The organism is Motilimonas thetidivivens, assembly GCF_046452435.1.
In the GTDB taxonomy this organism is placed as follows: domain Bacteria; phylum Pseudomonadota; class Gammaproteobacteria; order Enterobacterales; family CBDFNC01; genus Motilimonas.
Map to the genome: position 1 here is coordinate 35317 of NZ_JBKFDK010000020.1, position 18817 is coordinate 54133.

General features: G+C 45.9%; 13 protein-coding genes. 5 read left to right on the plus strand and 8 right to left on the minus strand.

Annotated features, from left to right (window positions below):
- Positions 1–150: 150 nt before the first annotated feature.
- From dnaA to gyrB, 4 genes are read left to right on the plus strand one after another with little or no spacing between them, the layout of a single operon-like run.
- Positions 151–1530 (plus strand): chromosomal replication initiator protein DnaA, encoded by a 1380-nt coding sequence (gene dnaA / locus ACK8OT_RS14400; RefSeq protein WP_410197222.1) that lies wholly within the window; start codon positions 151–153, stop codon positions 1528–1530.
- 12 nt (positions 1531–1542) lie between these two features.
- Positions 1543–2655 carry a DNA polymerase III subunit beta gene (gene dnaN, locus ACK8OT_RS14405; RefSeq protein ID WP_410197223.1) on the plus strand — a complete coding sequence of 371 codons (1113 nt, stop codon included), beginning with the start codon at positions 1543–1545 and terminating at the stop codon, positions 2653–2655.
- Position 2656: 1 nt separating this feature from the next.
- Positions 2657–3733, plus strand: coding sequence for a DNA replication/repair protein RecF (gene recF, locus ACK8OT_RS14410; protein ID WP_410197224.1), 1077 nt, complete (start codon positions 2657–2659; stop codon positions 3731–3733).
- A 13-nt stretch (positions 3734–3746) separates the two neighbouring features.
- Complete coding sequence (gene gyrB, locus ACK8OT_RS14415) at positions 3747–6167, plus strand: DNA topoisomerase (ATP-hydrolyzing) subunit B (protein ID WP_410197225.1); 2421 nt, start codon at positions 3747–3749, stop codon at positions 6165–6167.
- Between the two features lie 704 nt (positions 6168–6871).
- Here gyrB and ACK8OT_RS14420 read toward each other — a convergent pair.
- Positions 6872–8131 carry a valine--pyruvate transaminase gene (locus tag ACK8OT_RS14420; RefSeq protein ID WP_410197226.1) on the minus strand — a complete coding sequence of 420 codons (1260 nt, stop codon included), beginning with the start codon at positions 8129–8131 and terminating at the stop codon, positions 6872–6874.
- A gap of 498 nt (positions 8132–8629) precedes the next feature.
- Here ACK8OT_RS14420 and udp point away from each other — a divergent pair, with 498 nt between their 5' ends.
- The gene (gene udp, locus ACK8OT_RS14425) at positions 8630–9397 is read left to right on the plus strand and encodes a uridine phosphorylase (RefSeq protein ID WP_410197227.1); all 768 of its coding nucleotides are present in this window, start codon (positions 8630–8632) and stop codon (positions 9395–9397) included.
- A 115-nt stretch (positions 9398–9512) separates the two neighbouring features.
- Here udp and ACK8OT_RS14430 read toward each other — a convergent pair whose 3' ends face one another.
- From ACK8OT_RS14430 to ACK8OT_RS14460, 7 genes are all read right to left on the minus strand, one after another.
- Positions 9513–10076 (minus strand): nitroreductase family protein, encoded by a 564-nt coding sequence (locus tag ACK8OT_RS14430; protein ID WP_410197228.1) that lies wholly within the window; start codon positions 10074–10076, stop codon positions 9513–9515.
- 30 nt (positions 10077–10106) lie between these two features.
- A complete protein-coding gene (locus ACK8OT_RS14435; protein ID WP_410197229.1) occupies positions 10107–12089 on the minus strand; it encodes an iron ABC transporter permease in 1983 nt (660 codons plus the stop codon).
- Between the two features lie 2 nt (positions 12090–12091).
- Positions 12092–13000 carry an ABC transporter substrate-binding protein gene (locus tag ACK8OT_RS14440; RefSeq protein WP_410197230.1) on the minus strand — a complete coding sequence of 303 codons (909 nt, stop codon included), beginning with the start codon at positions 12998–13000 and terminating at the stop codon, positions 12092–12094.
- 89 nt (positions 13001–13089) lie between these two features.
- On the minus strand, positions 13090–13887 hold the full coding sequence (locus ACK8OT_RS14445) for an ABC transporter ATP-binding protein (protein ID WP_410197231.1): 798 nt from the start codon (positions 13885–13887) through the stop codon (positions 13090–13092).
- A 25-nt stretch (positions 13888–13912) separates the two neighbouring features.
- Complete coding sequence (locus ACK8OT_RS14450; RefSeq protein WP_410197232.1) at positions 13913–16111, minus strand: TonB-dependent receptor; 2199 nt, start codon at positions 16109–16111, stop codon at positions 13913–13915.
- Positions 16112–16322: 211 nt separating this feature from the next.
- Entirely contained in the window at positions 16323–16958 is a 636-nt protein-coding gene (locus ACK8OT_RS14455) for a GNAT family N-acetyltransferase (protein ID WP_410197233.1), read from the minus strand.
- A gap of 3 nt (positions 16959–16961) precedes the next feature.
- Positions 16962–18797 carry an IucA/IucC family protein gene (locus ACK8OT_RS14460; RefSeq protein WP_410197234.1) on the minus strand — a complete coding sequence of 612 codons (1836 nt, stop codon included), beginning with the start codon at positions 18795–18797 and terminating at the stop codon, positions 16962–16964.
- Positions 18798–18817: the final 20 nt, after the last annotated feature.

The window sequence follows — 18817 nt, forward strand, 5'->3', positions numbered from 1 at the left end:
TGGCGAGATCCTAATCACGGATAGTTATTACAAACCGCTTCGATCTGTTTTTGTCAAGGCGCAAATTTGCCAATATGGTGATATAAAGCCTAGAGAAATCGGGCTTAGCAAGCTAAAATATGCGACCGTTTTTTTGTTTTGGAGTGATCTGTGTCTTCTTCAGTTTGGCAACATTGCCTCGTTAGATTAAAGGATGAATTGCCGGCAACAGAATTCAGCATGTGGATCCGCCCACTACAAACCGAGCTGAAAGATAATGTATTGACCTTTTATGCACCTAATCGTTTTGTGTTGGATTGGGTGAGAGATAAATACCTCAATCATTTTACCTCTTTGCTAGCCGAATTTTGCGATAACGATATGCCGATCCTTAAATTTGAGGTGGGCAGTAAACCCGTTGTTATTGAAACCAAAGCCGCCACAAAGCCGGCTCAGCAAGCGCCTGCTAACAGTACCAATAAAACACCTTGGGAGCAGCCGGAAGCTAAGGCTAAGCCAGAGATCTTTCATCGCAGCAACATTAATTTAAACTATACCTTTGATAACTTTGTTGAAGGTAAGTCAAACCAGCTAGGCCGAGCTGCAGCACGTCAGGTGGCAGAAAACCCTGGTGGTTCATATAACCCGCTATTTTTATATGGTGGCAGCGGCTTAGGTAAAACCCACTTATTGCACGCCGTGGGTAATGGTATCCGTGAACACAAAAAAGATGCCAAAGTGATTTACATGCACTCTGAGCGTTTCGTGCAAGACATGGTTAAGGCGTTGCAAAGTAATGCCATTGAAGAATTCAAGCGTTACTATCGCAGTGTTGATGCCTTATTGATCGATGATATTCAGTTTTTTGCTAACAAAGAGCGCTCTCAAGAAGAATTCTTCCATACATTCAATGCCTTACTTGAGGGTAATCAACAGATCATTCTCACCAGCGACCGTTATCCGAAAGAGATCGACGGCGTAGAAGACAGATTAAAATCACGTTTTGGCTGGGGCTTAACAGTGGCGATAGAGCCTCCCGAGCTAGAAACGCGAGTGGCTATTTTAAAGCGTAAAGCCGCCGAGCATAATTTTGATCTCCCTGATGAAAGTGCTTTCTTTATCGCCAAGCGTTTGCGCTCTAATGTGCGTGAGTTAGAAGGGGCGTTAAACCGGGTGCGCGCCAATGCCGATTTTACTGGTCGTGCCGCCACCATAGATTTTGTGCGCGAGGCCTTGCGTGATTTATTAGCACTGCAAGAAAAGCTAGTGACCATAGATAATATTCAAAAAACCGTGGCCGAATATTACAAGATAAAAATGGCTGATTTATTGTCAAAACGCCGTAGTCGCAGCGTCGCCCGCCCACGTCAAATTGCCATGGCTTTAGCCAAAGAGCTAACCAACCACAGCTTACCTGAAATAGGCGATGCCTTTGGTGGTCGTGACCATACTACCGTGCTTCATGCGTGCCGTAAGATTTTACAGTTGCGCGAAGAAAGCCATGATATTAAAGAAGATTACTCTAACTTAATTCGAACTTTGTCATCTTAAGGAAAGGCCTCCATGCATTTTTCTATTAATCGCGAAGCGTTACTAAGACCATTGCAATTGGTGACAGGCGCCCTAGGTAGCCGGCCTACTTTACCCATTTTAGGTAATGTATTGATCGAAGTAAGTGACAACTTACTTTCCTTAACAGGGACAGACTTAGAAGTTGAATTAATTGGTCAAATGCCGCTAGAAGGTGAGGTTCAGCCGGGCCGTACTACCGTACCTGCGCGTAAGTTGCTGGATATTTGTCGCGGTTTACCGGACCAATCAGAAATCCGCCTTACTCTTGAAAATGACAAGGTGATCTTGCGCTCTGGTCGCAGTCGTTACACCTTATCGTCATTACCGGCTAACGACTTCCCTAACATTGAATCTTGGCAGAGCATAGTTGAATTTAGCTTGCCACAAAGCCAAATGCGCCGATTGATTGAAAGTACGCAATTTTCCATGGCTAGCCAAGATGTGCGTTATTATCTTAATGGAATGTATTTTGAGACCGATGGCCATGAACTTAAGAGTGTCGCTACCGATGGTCACCGTCTTGCTATGTGTTCGGTTAAACTTGAACAAGCACTACAAAATCAATCCATCATAGTGCCGCGTAAAGGCGTGCTTGAGCTAATTCGGTTACTTGATAACGACGACCAAGCACTGCAGATCCAAATCGGCAGCAACAACATACGGGCGATTACCGCTGGCTTTACCTTTACTTGTAAGTTGGTGGATGGACGCTTCCCTGATTATCGTCGCGTGATCCCAGATAATGGTGATAAGGTGCTGTCATCGGGCCGTGAAGAGCTAAAACAAGCGTTTGCACGCGCCGCTATTCTATCCAACGAAAAGTTCCGTGGGGTGCGTTTGACCTTATCTGAGAACTTATTAAAAATCACTGCCAACAATCCAGAGCGTGAAGAAGCCGAGGAAATCCTCGATGTTAGCTTCCCTGCTCACGATTTAGAGATTGGCTTTAACGTTAGCTATGTGCTGGATGTGCTAAATACGTTAAAATGTGAGCGCATTAAGTTCACCATGCGTGATGCCAATAGCAGTGCGTTGATTGAAGCGGATGAATCGGTTGAGCAGGCCTCAGATGCTATGTATGTTGTAATGCCAATGCGCTTATAACATGCCAATAACTCAGGTTAATTTAAGCCACTTTCGTAATATCAAAGCGGCCCGTTTAGAGCCTGACTTAGGGGTTAATTTACTACTTGGCAATAATGGCAGTGGTAAAACCAGCATCCTAGAAGCAATTCATTTTTTGGGGTTAGGGCGTTCATTTCGCTCTCACCTAACAAAACGTATTGTGCAGCATGAGCAAGAAGCATTTACCTTGTTTGCTCGGTTTCAGCAACAAGAGCAAAGTGTTCCCTTAGGTCTGCGTAAATCCCGCAGTGGTGAAACTGAGTTAAAGATTAATGGCCAACGGGCGGAAAAATTAGCCCAGTTGGCAGAACTGTTGCCGTTGCAACTTATCCATCCAGAAGGCTATAGCTTGCTGACGGGAGGACCAAAAGGGCGGCGCAGTTTTATTGATTGGGGGGTGTTTCATTTACAGCCCTCATTTTTCCCGCAGTGGTTAAGAGTGAAGCGTTTGCTAAAGCAACGTAATGCCGCCCTTAAAACGGCGCGTTCTTATCGGGATATCGGATTTTGGGACAATGAGTTGGGTGAACGTAGTTTAGTGATTACCCAGCAACGACGTGAGTATCTCGAGCAGTTGCAAATAGAGATACTTCAAACGGCAAAAGACTTCTTGCCGGAATTTGAGTTCACCTTAGATTTTTTTCAAGGGTGGGACAAAACGCGGGAGCTACAAGGTTACTTGCAGCAGAATTTTGAGCGCGATCGTGCCTTAGGGTACACCAGTATTGGTCCGCAAAAAGCCGATCTACGGATAAAAGTAGACGGGGTTCCCGTTGCAGACGTGTTGTCTCGAGGTCAGTTAAAATTATTGGTTTGTGCTCTTCGGCTCGCCCAAGGCAAATTCCAAAATGGGGTAGGTTCAACTAAATGTATTTTCTTGATTGATGACTTTGCGTCTGAGTTGGACCGAGAAAAACGCATACCCCTGGCAAAACACATTGCCGAATCAGGCGCTCAGGTGTTTATCACTGCGATTGAAAAAGAGCAGGTAGAAGAACTCTTTGGGCAACAAATTAAAGTGTTCCACGTGGAACACGGAAACGTTTCAGAGCAATAAGTGAGATCTTGGTATGTCAGAGAACTCTTACGACTCGTCGAGTATTAAGGTGTTAAAAGGCTTGGATGCGGTAAGAAAGCGTCCGGGCATGTATATTGGTGATACCGATGATGGTTCAGGTTTGCACCACATGGTGTTTGAGGTGGTCGATAACTCCATCGATGAAGCCTTAGCAGGCCACTGTAAAGATATCGTAGTAACCATCCACCTTGATGGTTCGGTGTCGGTAAAAGATGATGGTCGTGGTATTCCTGTTGATATTCACGAAGAAGAAGGTGTATCTGCCGCTGAAGTTATCATGACGGTATTACATGCCGGCGGTAAGTTTGATGATAACTCGTACAAAGTGTCCGGTGGTTTACACGGGGTAGGTGTATCGGTTGTTAACGCCTTGTCCGACAAATTGCGCATTAAGATTAAGCGTCATGGTCGCGTACATGAACAAATCTATCACCTAGGTGTGCCAGAAGCGCCACTAGAAGCTAAGGGTGAAACAGAGAAAACAGGTACAGAAATTCGTTTCTGGCCAAGCCCTACCATCTTTAGTGATGTTGAATTTCACTATGATATTTTAGCTAAACGTTTACGTGAACTTTCGTTCCTAAACTCAGGCGTGTCGATTATCTTGCGTGACGAACGTGAAGCGGATAAGCAAGATCATTTTTGTTATGAAGGTGGTGTACAAGCTTTTGTTCAATACCTAAACACCAACAAAACCCCAGTGCATGAAAAAGTATTTCACTTTTGTCACGAACGTGAAGACGGCATTTCGGTAGAAGTTGCCATGCAGTGGAACGATGGTTTCCAAGAAAACATCTTCTGTTTTACCAACAACATTCCACAGCGCGATGGTGGTGCTCACCTTGCTGGTTTCCGTGGTGCACTAACGCGTACCCTGAATAACTACATGGAAGCAGAAGGCTACAACAAAAAAGGCAAAACCAACACCAGTGGCGATGACGCCCGTGAAGGTTTGACTGCCGTAGTATCTGTTAAGGTTCCTGACCCTAAGTTCTCATCGCAAACTAAAGATAAACTGGTTTCATCTGAGGTTAAGCCTGCGGTTGAGCAAACCATGGGTGAAAAGCTTTCTGAGTTCTTACTTGAGAACCCTAATGATGCTAAAACCGTTGTAAACAAGATAGTTGATGCGGCCCGTGCGCGTGAAGCAGCGCGTAAAGCAAGGGAAATGACTCGTCGTAAAGGCGCCCTTGATATCGCAGGTTTACCAGGTAAATTAGCCGACTGTTCGGAAAAAGATCCGGCGCTATCTGAACTATACATAGTGGAGGGTGACTCTGCGGGCGGTAGTGCTAAGCAGGGTCGTGATCGTAAAACGCAGGCTATCTTGCCACTTAAAGGTAAGATCCTAAACGTTGAAAAAGCCCGATTTGACAAGATGTTGTCATCACAAGAAGTAGCCACCTTAATCACCGCCATGGGCTGTGGTATCGGCCGTGATGAATATAATCCTGACAAAACGCGTTATCACCGCATTGTTATCATGACCGATGCTGATGTCGACGGCTCGCATATTCGTACTCTGCTGTTGACCTTCTTCTATCGCCAAATGCCAGAAATTATCGAGCGTGGTTATATCTATATTGCTCAGCCTCCACTTTATAAAGTGAAAAAAGGTAAGCAAGAGAGCTACGTTAAAGATGAAGGCGCGCTGGAAAGTTACCTAACCAGTATGGCACTCGATAACTCAAGCCTACACGTTAATGCCGAAGCTCCGGGTATCAGCGGTGAAAATCTTGAGAAAATCGTGAGCCAGTATCGCAGTGTTAACCAAATGATTGCGCGTTTCTCTCGTTTGTATCCCGCGGTTGCAATGGAAAAATTGGTGTATACCAACCCATTAACCGTGACGGATTTATCCGACGAAGAAAAAGTAGAAGCGTGGATCAGCTTGATTATCGATCAGCTCAATGACGAAGAAGTTAGTGGTGCTATCTATAGCCATAAGGTAGTGAAAGATTCAGAGAACGATGTTTTTGTTCCTGTTATCACTATCCGTTTACATGGTTTAGATAAAGATTACGAGTTTGGTTATGACTTCTTCTCGTCTAATGAATACCAACAAATCACGTCACTGGGCCACACTCTTTCTAACCTGTTAGAAGAGGGCGCATTCGTTAAACGTGGTGAGCGAGTACAACCTGTTAGTTCGTTTGAGCAAGCACTAGATTGGCTGATGAAAGAATCTAAACGTGGCTTGTACATTCAACGCTATAAAGGGCTAGGTGAGATGAACCCAGAGCAATTATGGGAAACCACCATGGATCCAGAAAACCGCCGTATGCTTCAAGTAAAAATCGAGGATGCGGTAGGGGCTGACCAATTGTTTACTACCTTAATGGGTGACCAAGTAGAGCCGCGTCGTGCTTTCATCGAATCTAATGCAATGAAAGTGGCTAACCTGGACGTCTAATGCTTAGGTTAGCTGTGCAATAAGCAGCGCTGATTTCTCAAAAGCCAAACAATTTGTTTGGCTTTTTTTGTGCTTGAATTTTAATAAAGTGTTTCACGTGAAACATTGGCCATAGTCCGCAGCGTAGTCTGGGCAAAATTTGCGGTTCATGGTTACGGATTTAGTGCAGCTATGAATGCAACATTTCTTCCATGATAAGCAGTTCTTCGGCGATAGAAATGGATATTGAATTACCAATAGAGCGCATGACATATAGTGTGGTTAACCTGAGCTTTGGATAAGCTATATCGTATGAATAATCCGCAAAAACGCGGTGGATATGTCCCTATACGCTCTGCGTTTTCATCCCTGAAAACGTAGTTTTGCTACTTATTCATCTGATATTCATTGGCTGGATCCTTAACCAGAATTGAGGTTGGTTAGTTCTTTTTACTAGTCGTATTTTGACTAGTGAGGGCTGTGGGAGAAGCCGGAAAGAGAGAGGAAGATTACAAGAGCACTTGCCAATGACCATGATGGCTATTGGCTGCGTGAGTTATTTCGATCTAACGAACTTGAGCTTTGGGTAAGCTATATCGTATGAATAATCCGCAAACACGCGGTGAATATGTTCCAATACGCTTTGTGTTTTCATCTCTGAAAACGAAGTTTTGCTACTTATTCATACGATATTCATTGGTTGACTGCATTAGCCAGCATTGAGGTTAGCTATTTTGTTTGGCATAAATGGCGTTGATCTCGGCAGCAATAATTGCAATGCCTTTCTCTACATCTTCGGTACGCTGCGAGTAATTCATCCGAATGCACTCGTGAGTATGCTGCCATTCCTGCTCTAAGCCAGGGAAAAAGTAGTGACCCGGAACAACCAATACCCCTTTTTGTTTCAGTCTCTGGTATAGCTGCCCACAAGTTACTGGCAGGTCCTTAAACCATAACCAGAGAAAGATAGCCCCTTCTGGTTTATGAATACGAAACCCAGGAACGGTTATTTGTTCCTGTAAGAGACTAACTGCATGCTCGGCTCGTTTTTGATAAAACGGCTTAACGATTTGCTCACTCATCTCAATAATGGACTTATCTTGAATAAAAGGTAATGCGAGTTCAGGGCCAATGCTGCAAGGTGACAGGGCGATAATGCCAGACAAGTTTGACAGGGCTGATACGGTTTGTTCGTTTGCGATAACGATGCCACATCGAGCGCCCGGTAAGCCGAGTTTAGATAAGCTTAAACATAAGATAATGTTGTCGTTCCAAATCGGTTTAACATCGGCAAAGATAATATTTGGAAAGGGCGTACCATAGGCGTTATCAATAATCAGTGGAATACCTTTGTCTTGAGCGATGGCATCTAACTTTTGTAACTCTTCATCTGTGATGACATTACCGGTTGGGTTAGTCGGGCGAGAAACGCAGATCAGCCCGATATCATCGCCAACGTCTAAATGCTCAAAATCAACGTGATACTTAAATAGGCCATTATCCAATTCTTCGATACTTGGCTTAGCCGCAACAAAGACTTCCTCATCTAAGGTGGCGTCGGCATAACCTATGTATTCCGGAGCAAGGGGAAAGAGTACCTTTTTATGGCTACCGTCTGGGTATTTACCTGCAAAAAGGTTAAACAAATAAAAGAACGCAGTTTGGCTGCCATTGGTTAAGGCAATATTTTTTTTGCTGATATTCCAGCCGTAGGTGTCACGAAACAGTGTCGCAAGGGCATCAAGAAAAGTATCTTTGCCTTGTGGACCATCATAGTTACCTAAGGCATCAATGAGGGCGCCTGACTGATTTAGCTCTTCGAGTTTTTGTTTAAACTTAACTTCAATTTCAGGAATTGAGGCTGGGTTGCCGCCGCCAAGCATAAGGATATCGTCACCACCGCGAATACCTTCATTTAGATCATCCATTAATTGGGTGATACCTGAATGGCGGGTGAACTTGTTACCAAAGGATGAGAAAGACATATTACAAACCTACCGAATAAGCTATCTATTATAGCGAGTAGTCACTACGGAAAAATCGAGCAGTGAAGATAGCGGAAAACGCCATGCTTGTCATGTTGAATTATGGCCACCAGAAATGGCTTATCTACATATTGTCAAAGCCTTAGCGGGACAGGAAAGGGGCACAACAATACGACACAAAATCTAGAAGGGAAAAATATACGAATGTTCCACGTGAAACATTTTTGCAAGGTGCAACCAACTCGATGTGATTTTGTGTGGGGCTGCAGCCACTGTTTGTTATAGAAATGGATTGATAATGAGGGGGCAATGAGAGGACTAAGAATGCGCTAGAAGCAAAACAAATAGGATGGATTAAGCAAAAAAACTGTGAGCAACACGTTTGGTTCATATCGAATTAATTAAGTCTGGTGACGACAAAATTGTGATCAGCAGAACAAATGCCCCACTATGATTTAAGTAAATTGGTTTTTTGAATAGATGGCTTGGAGAACAACCATGAGCACTGAAAATGTATTTCACTTAGGCATTAATGCAGCAGATATTGAAGGCGCAACCTTAGCTATTATTCCCGGCGATCCAGCGCGAGTTGAGCGTATAGCCAACTTAATGGAACAACCTAAGTTTCTCGCATCTCATCGTGAATATACCGTTTATCTCGCTAAATTAGACGGGCACAGTGTGGTGGTTTGTTCAACGGGTATTGGTGGGCCGTCTACCTCAATAGCGGTTGAAGAATTGGCTCAGCTGGGTGTGCGTAGCTTTTTGCGGATTGGTACCACAGGTGCAATCCAGCCGCATATTAACGTGGGTGATATCATAGTGACCAGCGGTGCGGTTCGCTTAGACGGCGCTAGCTTGCATTTCGCTCCTATGGAGTTTCCTGCGGTGCCTGACTTTGATGTCGCTACCGCCATGGTTGCTGCAGCAAAAGCATCAGGAGCTGACGTTCACATTGGTGTAACGGCATCGAGTGATACCTTCTACCCAGGACAAGAGCGCTACGATACTTTTTCTGGCCGAGTGGTTAAGCGTTTCCAAGGCTCAATGCAAGAATGGCAACAAATGGGGGTGTTGAACTTTGAAATGGAATCCGCCACCTTGTTCACCATGTGCGCCAGCCAAGGTTTAAAATCAGGCTGTGTGGCTGGTGTTATCATTAACCGAACCCAACAAGAAATCCCAGACGAGTCGCAAATGAAGGGAACAGAGCATCGTGCCATTAGTGTGGTTGTCGATGCAGCTAGACGTTTACTTAACGCCTAGTCAGCCAAAATGTGAGTCGGTGGCTTAGTGCTGCTGGCTCGCTATCAAATTCAACCTAGCATATAAACCAACCTAATATTCCAGCGCGACACCAACTGTTCGACGTTAACGTCTATTACCAGTAATGACAAAAAGAGGCCACCTCAGGCCGCTTAATTTGTTTGGTTTTGACTATGCTGCCTAGCATGATAAACCCAACCGGTTGATCTGCTGCGGTCAAACCAAATAAGCTTTTTAGCTTGGCATCTTGCACCACATCGGTGGAATACCAAATCGCACCGTAACCTAATTGATGGCTTGCTAACAGAATATTTTGGCAAGCGGCTGCTGCTGCAAACACCTGATCGCTTTCACATACAGGATGATTGGGAGTGACTTTGGCAGACACTAATATCATCATCGGTGCTTGACGTATGTAGTTAAGCAGTCGTTTGGCATGACCTGTTTTACCTTCTTCGGGGTGATGGGCCTGCCAATGTTGTAGCATTTGATCACAAAAGTTATCCATCCGCTCAGGGGTGATGATTAAGATATGCCAAGGGCAAAGATGGCCATGATCGGGGGCACTTGTTACCGTCGATAAGATGGTCATTAAGTCGTCGGGTGATGGCGCTGGTGCCGTTAATTCATGGGCGTGATAGGAAACTCGCTGATTGATGATATTAATGTAATCCAACATAACTTATCCAAATTGTAATGAGCAATCGGCCTAGCGTCGTTGTAAACGATAGCCAACAATAACTAATAAAATGAAATACAGACTGCCAAGGCAGGAAATCATGATCCCTGCGGGAATTTCTGCAGGGGCAATCAAGCTGCGACCTAGGCCATCAGCCCAAACCATTAAAGCGCCGCCAAAAAGCGCACTGGCAGGAATTAAGCAGGCATGCTTTATCGCACCAAATAAACGCACCATATGCGGGGCTAACAAACCAATGAAGCCAATACTACCCGCCACAGCAACCGCAGCCGCAGTGAGTAAAGCGGTAAGTAGCATGCTCAGCAAGATCAGGCGTTTAGGTTTAAGCCCTTGCAATTGAGGCAATGGAGCACCAAGCATCAAACTGTCTAAGCGTCGTGATAAGGCAAGAAAACACAGCATGACCAGCAAACTAGTGCCTGCGATAAAACTTACTTGCCATTTACCTGTGCCATAAGTGGTGCCGGAAAGCCAAAGTAAAGTGCTACCACCATGGCTTGAGCCCATCGCAAGTAGCACGGTTGTAACCGTGCTGGAAAAGGCGGCAATCGCTACGCCAAATAATGCCAACTGAGCAATGCTCAAATTTAGCCGAATTACCCCCAGTAAAATAAACAATACGGTGGCTGCTCCCAGCATGCTTAATGCGACGAGTTGCCAGTAGCTTAAGCTGGGGAAAAATAATATGCCCAAAGCCACAAACAACACCGAGGTAGAAGAAATGCCAGAGATATCAGGGCTGGCCATTGGGTTACGGAGTAGGGTTTGCAGTACGCAGCCAGACATAGCTAAGGCCGCGCCAACACAAAATGCGATTGCGACTCGCCAGATAGCAAAGCGCGCCCCCATATCCTCGGCTGATGGCAACCAAAACCCGATGCTGACGATAGCCAGCAACAAGCAAGCAGAGATTATCGTTAGAGGTGTGAGCTTGATAATGGGTTCGATACCAAAGCGTTTATTCTCACTGGCCGCTTGAAAGCGACTACGGCTGGCCAGTAATAACCAAATTAAAAAGGGGGCTCCGAGTAATACCGTTAACACGCCAGTGGGCAGTCGGTAACCCGCACCCATCCACAAGGCCGAGAAGCCATCCGCCAGTAATACCAATAGCGCACCAATCAAGGCGGCCATGGTCATTAAATAGGGCAACTGACGAGCGCCAAGAAAGCGAGCCAAATGTGGTGCCATTAAACCGACAAAGCCAATCAGGCCAGCGACACTGGTGGCCAGAGAGGCAAGCGCAACGGCGAGCAATAAAAACAACCCGCGCCAAATCTTGACGTTCATACCTAAATGTCTCGCTAGATCTGAGCCTAAGGTAAACAGAGCTAATTTATGCGCAAGACCAATACAAATAGCGAGTAACAACACACTCGGGATCAGGGTTAGCTGGAGCAATTGATGATCGGTCTGTTCAATTTGGCCGCTACCCCAGAGAAACATGCCATCGAATTTTTGTTCATGAAAGATCATCAACGCAGAGGCGAGAGCCCCAACGCCAATACTCATGGCCATGCCGATCAAGACGATATTAAGCCGTCCGCCACCAATGAAGCTGCTGAGTAAAGACACCAAAATTGACACCATTAGAGCCACGAAAAACGAACCGGCCCAGATGCTAATCAAGCTGGGCTCAGGTAATAGCATCTGTACCAACAAGCTGCCAAGCAGGGCGCCAGAGCCAATGCCTAAGGTAGAAGGTGATGCAAAGTCGTTGTTTAAACTAACTTGGATCAACACGCCCGAGCAAGCCAGCATGGCGCCAATGATGATTGCCATGATAGAAGTGGGCAGTGTTATATACCAAAAGACACTGCTGGCTAAATCTGGTGGTGTAGCCCAGTCTCGCTTTTGCAGCCAGATCAAGATTTCATTCAAGCTAATGGGGTTGAACTGGTTAACCTGAGTGACATAGCCAAGCCAGCTAAATGCCACCAGCATGGATAAAAGCAACAGCAAATGAGGCTGTTTAAGAGAAGGCAAGGTCATGCTTAATTTCCATCAGCAAATGAAACAAGGGGGCTGGGATGAGTCTTGGCAGCGGGCGAAGTCAAGGCTTGTGTTAAGGCATTGGCCATGCGCATCACCGAAATGGGGCCGCCAAAGCTCCATAGCGGCTCCACATAAACCAACTGCTGGTTTGCAACAAAAGGTAAGTGCTGCCACACCGGGGAGCGCACCATGCGCAAGCCAAGTTGATTAGGATCTTGCACCAAAATCATTCTATCAACGGTTATTTGTGGTAATTGGGCAAGCTGTAAATGGGTAAAGTCTTTACCCGGCAAGACCTGATGCCATTGATAATTTAAACCCAGTTCATTCGCAACTGTCGCAACCAAAGAGGCTTGACCAAACAACCTTAGACCATAACCCATGCCAACAAACTTACCAAAAGCGATACTTTGCTTGGTTAGCTTTTGTTGAGCCAATAGCGCGGTGTTTACGGCAAGCACTTGATGCATTTGTTGTAATAATGCCTGCGCCTGTGGGACTTTATTCACCAGTACGGCAAGCTCTTGCAATATCTGTTGTTGCTGTTTGAAATAGCTAAAGTCAGCTTGGTCCAAATTAGGATATTGCTGATAAATATAAGTCGGGGCGATGGAGTCGAGAAGGTGCTTAATGCGGTTATGGCGAAAGCGATAGCCTACAATGAGATCGGGTTCAAGCGCGGCAATCGCAGCTAGCGACGGCTCTTCGCGTCGGCCCAGTTCAACGACCGAATCAGGCATTTCAGGATGGTTGGATTGCCATCTTTTGTAGCCCTTTATATCGGTTACGCCCACCGGTACTATGCCTAAACTGAGCAGCATTTCGGCCGCACTCCAGTTTAACGCAACCACCCTGAGCGCTGGTTTGGCTAAGCAAAGTTCAGCAACACAAATGGGCTTGGCTGGCATGGCCGCTCTCGCTTGTCCTGCTAGCAGCAATCCAAACAACAAACTAATTAACGAGCTTATTAGCAAGGTGACACTAAGACGCGGTGCAATCATAGGGTCACGCTCGAGGTATCAGTGACGGTTTGCGCTTGTGGCCACAGGATACTTTGCTGGCCAATTTGGCTGGAAATCAAGGGTGTTTGGTAGATGGCTGAGGCGCGTTCGGCTGTTAACACTTGATTAGGCGACCCTTGAGCAACCAGTTTACCGCCATCGAGAAGCAATATTTCATCACTGTAAGCACTGGCTTGATTTAAATCGTGTAATACCCAAACAATGGTTTTCTGGTATTGCTGATTCAAGGTCTTAACTATTTCTAGCAGTTCAATTTGATGACCGATATCGAGATAGGAGGTCGGTTCATCTAGCAACACTATGTCGGTATCTTGGGCTAAGATCATGGCTAACCAGCAACGCTGAGTTTCACCGCCTGATAATTGGTCAACGCGCCGATCTGCCCAATCCGTTAAATGGGCTTGCGCCATCGCCCAGTCGATTTTGGTATGATCTTGTTGGTCTAGTCGGCCAAATAAACCCAAGTGAGGAGCGCGGCCCATCGCGACGAGCTCCTTGACCGTTAACCCGACTGGCACCTGATTGTGCTGTGGTAGCATCGTTAGTTGCTTGGCTAACTGTTTGGCTGGCCATTGTTTCAGAGGCACTTGGTTGATGGTTATTTGCCCTGAATTAGGTGTTAAGACCCCGGCAATCAGTTTGAGTAGGGTACTCTTGCCGGAGCCATTAGGGCCTATCAGGGCGGTTATTTTTGCTGCTTTTATGTCGCAATTCACTGCGTCGAGGATGTGAGATCCTCGACGACGAAAGGACAGATTATTTATCTGTATCACGTTAGTTTGCTATCGCTTTGTGGGGTTAGAAGTCAACCGAGTAACTGATACCAAAGGTACGGCCACGTCCTTCAAATGTGACCACGGCAGGAGTGGTGATTCTGGCGTAGTAGAGCTGCGCACGTTGACTCCAAATAGTTTGGTAATCTTTGTTAAACAGGTTGTTGATACCGAAGTTAAGTTGCCCCACTGGTAACACGTAACTACCTAACAAATCAGCGACAAAGTAGCCATTGAGTTGACTGCCTTGGTCGTCCTTGTAATCAAATACTTGATTACCTTGTAAACGTAGGCTGAGGTCATTGGGTTGCCAGCCTAGGTAGGCATTTAATTTACTGTTACTGGCAAAAGCGGCTTCGAGTTTTTGCCAATCGCCATCGACCTTCTTATCTGCTTTGATCCAGTGACCATTGGCTCCGACAAACCAATCATTGGCAAACGCATACATGGCTGCAGCCTCTAGGCCGTATGTGCGTTTTTTCTCGTCTTCTTCACGAACCGCCAGCGAGCGAGAATCAAAACTGATTTTTTTATCGGAGATAGAGTAGTAACCCGCAATTTGAGTTTGCAGGGCATCACCTTGGTGGCGCCAGCCTAACTCAAATGAGTTGGTCTTGATGCCTTTCGCTTTGTTGTTTGCAACACTAATGCCTTGCTCTAAGGTTGGACCAACGCCACCCATGTTATAGCTACCATTGCCGTAATACTTAGCGGGGTCGGGAATGTCGAACCCTTGACTAAAATTAGCGTATAGCTGATGTGCATCATTGATGGCGTAAACCGAGCCTAAGTTAAAAAGCCATTCATTATAGTCGGCTGAGCCTCCCGGCACGGCATCTGCACTAGGATAAGCCCCGGTGGCTATCATGTATTGTTGGGTTAGGCCGACAAAGTCCGACACATCGGTGTTTGAGTATTGGTAGCGCAAACCGCCGCTAACTGACCATTGCTGCGTTAGCTGGCTAGACGCTTGTAAGAATAAGGCCAATTGGTCTATATCTAATTCAGGGTAGCGGCCTGTTTGAAACAACGGCTGATACACTAAACCACCACTTGCGGCGGCAGCCATAAAGTCATAGTACTGCACGTGTGAGGTAAAGTTTTCGCGCTCGGCGTCAATCCCGTATACCAATTGAGTATTAAGATCTTTTAGCTCACTGTTCATGACCGCCTTTAAGCCATAAACTTCGGTTTTTTGGTTACTGCCACTGATGGAGCTTAATTGCGGGGCTTGGGTATTGATCCGTGGAAATGGGTAGAACTGCATTTCCTCGTCGCGATAGTAACCTTGAACAAATAATTGCTGACCAAAAAAATCTTGGTGAGCGTACTTAGCGGTAAAATAAGTACGCTTGGTTTCCGGCTGGTCACTCAATTGTAAGCCGTCTTTCACTGCGATTAAACTTTCATCGCGAAAGCCAGCAAACATAGGGCCAAAGTACGCACCACTGTCGCTATCTTGGCGGTTGTCAAAGTATTGGGCTGTGAAATCCAAACGTTGCTGTGGGCTAATATTGACACCCAAAGCGCCCATCAGATCCACTTGTTTGCCGTATTGAGATGATGTTTGCGTAATATCAGGCAGAATTTGTTGGCCGTCGGCATCATAACTTGCTTGGGTTTGGGCATAGGCGAGGGACACTCGATAGTCGAGCTGCTCATTACCACCCGACACCGCGGCTGCGATCTTGCCATCAAAATCATCGCTACTTTGCCAACCTGTTTTACCGCCGGTAAGCAGTGATACCGTGGTTGGGCCTGATGCGCCTTTTTTGGTGATGATGTTAATGATCCCCCCGGTACTGCCGCCGCCATAAATAGCGGTGGCACCGGATATCACTTCAATGCGCTCAATGTTAAACGGGTCGATAGATTCAAACTGGCGACTAATGCCACGGCTCGAATTTAGAGACACACCGTCAAGCATCACCAATACGGCGCGGCCACGCATTTGTTGGCCTGAGTTAGTACGACTTTGACTGCCTACATCTAAACTTGGGATCAGTTGGGCGAGGGCGTCTTTAAAATCAACCCCGGAATCGACTTGCTCGCGCACCTCTTCACCTTCTACAACCCAGACCGTGGCTGCAATATCGGATATCTGGGTGGCGCTACGATTGGCTGTAACCACAATATCTTGTTGGGTTTGGCTGGCTTGAGCCACACCACCAGAAGCCAGAGATATTGCTAGGCACAAGGGTGAAAGTTTAAATCTAACAGTCATTTATTCGTACTCTTCTATAAAGCCAAGATGAAATTTGGCTCGGATAATATATTAAATGATAATTGTTATCAAACTCATTGTTATTTTGTTTTGTTGTTTTTTTGGTTGGTTATTTGCAGCTGGGTTGTGATCAGCTTATTGCTGATTAGTTAACGCAAGGGGAAGCGGGCAATATGCCCAGCTTGGGTCGCTGGGCATTCGGTTTCGTGGTTTAAGCGATAGAGCAATGGGAGCGGATAAAATCGCTCTTTAAGCAGTAATGTAACGCGGCGGTTTTATCGGGCAGTTGGATATTTTTCATAAACTGAAAGCCGAGAAATTTCATCACACTTTGCACTGTTTTATTATTCACGTCGGGTTCGCCGATGGCACGAATGGCCTGTGGATATTGAGAAAACACGATTCTCATCATCATGGTACCTAAGCGCATTATGTAGCGACGTTGATACTTCTCTTCGCCAATCAACACATGAAGGCCAATGTCGCCAGTTTCGACTTCATAGGTTGTTCCTACCACATCTAGGCTAGGCTGATAGATCTCAAAATAACCCAGCGGTTCTTGATCCATAAACATCAGATAAGTTTGAAAGCCTTCACGGGCGTCACAACGGCGTAAATAATCGCGGATGTCGGCCTTTGGCCATGCCATATGCCAAAACTCGGTCACGTGAGGTTGGTTCATCCAATGATGGATAATATCTAAATCGTCATCGATGTTAACCAAGCGTGTCCACAAGGTTTTGTTGGCTAAAGGAAAATACTCTTGATAAAGGGCTGCGTCATAACCATGCTCGCGAAACCGTTTAGTATTATCGCGGTGCACATCAGAGGATACGGTGTCTAACATGGCTTACTCCTGTGTTTCGCCTTGGTAAAGAGGGTTATCCAACAAGCTGGCAATGGCTGCGCTGGGGCGCTCGGCGTCATCTGCATAGCCTTTATCGAGTAGGCGCACTCGGTTTAAACACAATTTGGGAAAAGCTGGACGCAGTAAATCAAAGGCATGAAATCTAGCCGCGAGCTCTGGAAAGCGGGCTTGGTAATTGAGTACAGTTGCGCGAACTTGCGCCCAAAAGCGATGCTCGTCATAGTCTAAATCATCCACCAATATTTCGGTTAGATAACGGAACACACAGACAAATAAGCCAGATTGGATCCATTGGATCAGAATAGGCCCTTCTAATGACTCTAAAATATCGTGTAATGCTTGCGGAAGATCGGCATGCTCGGGCAGCTCATCGGCACATATATTAGCGTCATCAACAAAATCTTTTACCGCTAAACGAGCGGGGACGCCTTGATTAATGACCAGCAAGGCATTTTGCCCATGGGGAGAAAACACAAAGCCAAACTTGTAAAGCACATGGATCAGTGGCTCTAGTGTGACCTTAAGGAATTGCTTTATCCATTGGCTGACACTGAGTCCGGATTCCGCTATGAGCGCGGCCAACAAGGGCTCTCCATGTTTATCTCGATGTAATAAAGCGGCCAGAGGAATAGCACGCTCTCCTTCGGCCATTTTGGCATGTAAGCTTTCACGCCAAACAACGGCGAGCTTTTCCCTAAATTGATAAGGCACACCAGCTAGTTGGCTAAAATGTGGGTGGTCGACATTCATTGTTGCCACTTCACCGAGCAAAATAAATTTGGCTTCATGTTTTAAAAATGGGTCTTGAGCAACATGGTCTAGTAACCACTGCGATAATGTGGGAGCGATTTTTACTCGTTCTGGCGGGATGCCTCGATAAACGGAGGTATTTAGGATGCTGATGGGAAGCTTTACATAGTGCTTTAATTTGTTATCTAAATTACTAAAGGTACGAATAGATTGTTGTGGTTGGTAATGATCGGCACTGGCATCTAAAGGCACAATGCGTTTGGCGATGATGTCACCCATAAACAAGCTAATCAGCTCATTATTCCATTGCCATGGATGCACTGGCATATAGTAGTAGTCGCTAGGTGTGAGCCCTTTATTGATCAGGATTTGCTCGAAATGATGAAGGCAACTAGGCGCAAGCTCATGCTTAATAAATACCTCATAGGGTAAGCGGGTGATGGCTTGGTAGCTGGCTAGGTTTTTATCGACCGCTATCCAAAGCAACGGCGCTTGCGGACGCATTTCGGGCGCATGCTGTAAGTAATCTCGATAGCTAAAGCCCAACCGACCTTTATTGGCGATGATCCAAGGGTGAGCAATAAGTTGGCTTTCAATTAGATTTTCATCTCCAGCAAGTAACTCGGCGTTAGTCAATCTTGGCCCTGCTAACTGATGTAAATCCCCCAGTAGGGTATTGCTAATCTCACGCATGGCATAGGCTTGGGTATCACTTTTCATGCCCAAGTAGCTTGCTAATGGGGTGAAAAGCTCGAATACATCACCCAGGGTTAACTCTGTCTGTGGCGCTGCACTGCTAAATCGTTTTATTGAGTCTGCAAGCACACGTTGGAAGCCAAAGTAAGCGCGTTGTTTGCAGCTAAAACGGTAATGGTAAGGCGGTAAGTCGAGTTGATAATGGATCAGGTTTGGGTCTTGCTCGGATGTCTTTTCGAGCTCACTGGGAGTGAGTAGCTCTTCGTACAATAACTCGGTTAGAATTTTAGCTATGATGTCACGGTTAGCTTGCTGCCACAGCTCGGGCTGATAAGCCGATTGAGGATCAAATTGTTGGAATGCATTTAACATATAGGGTCTACTTTTTATGT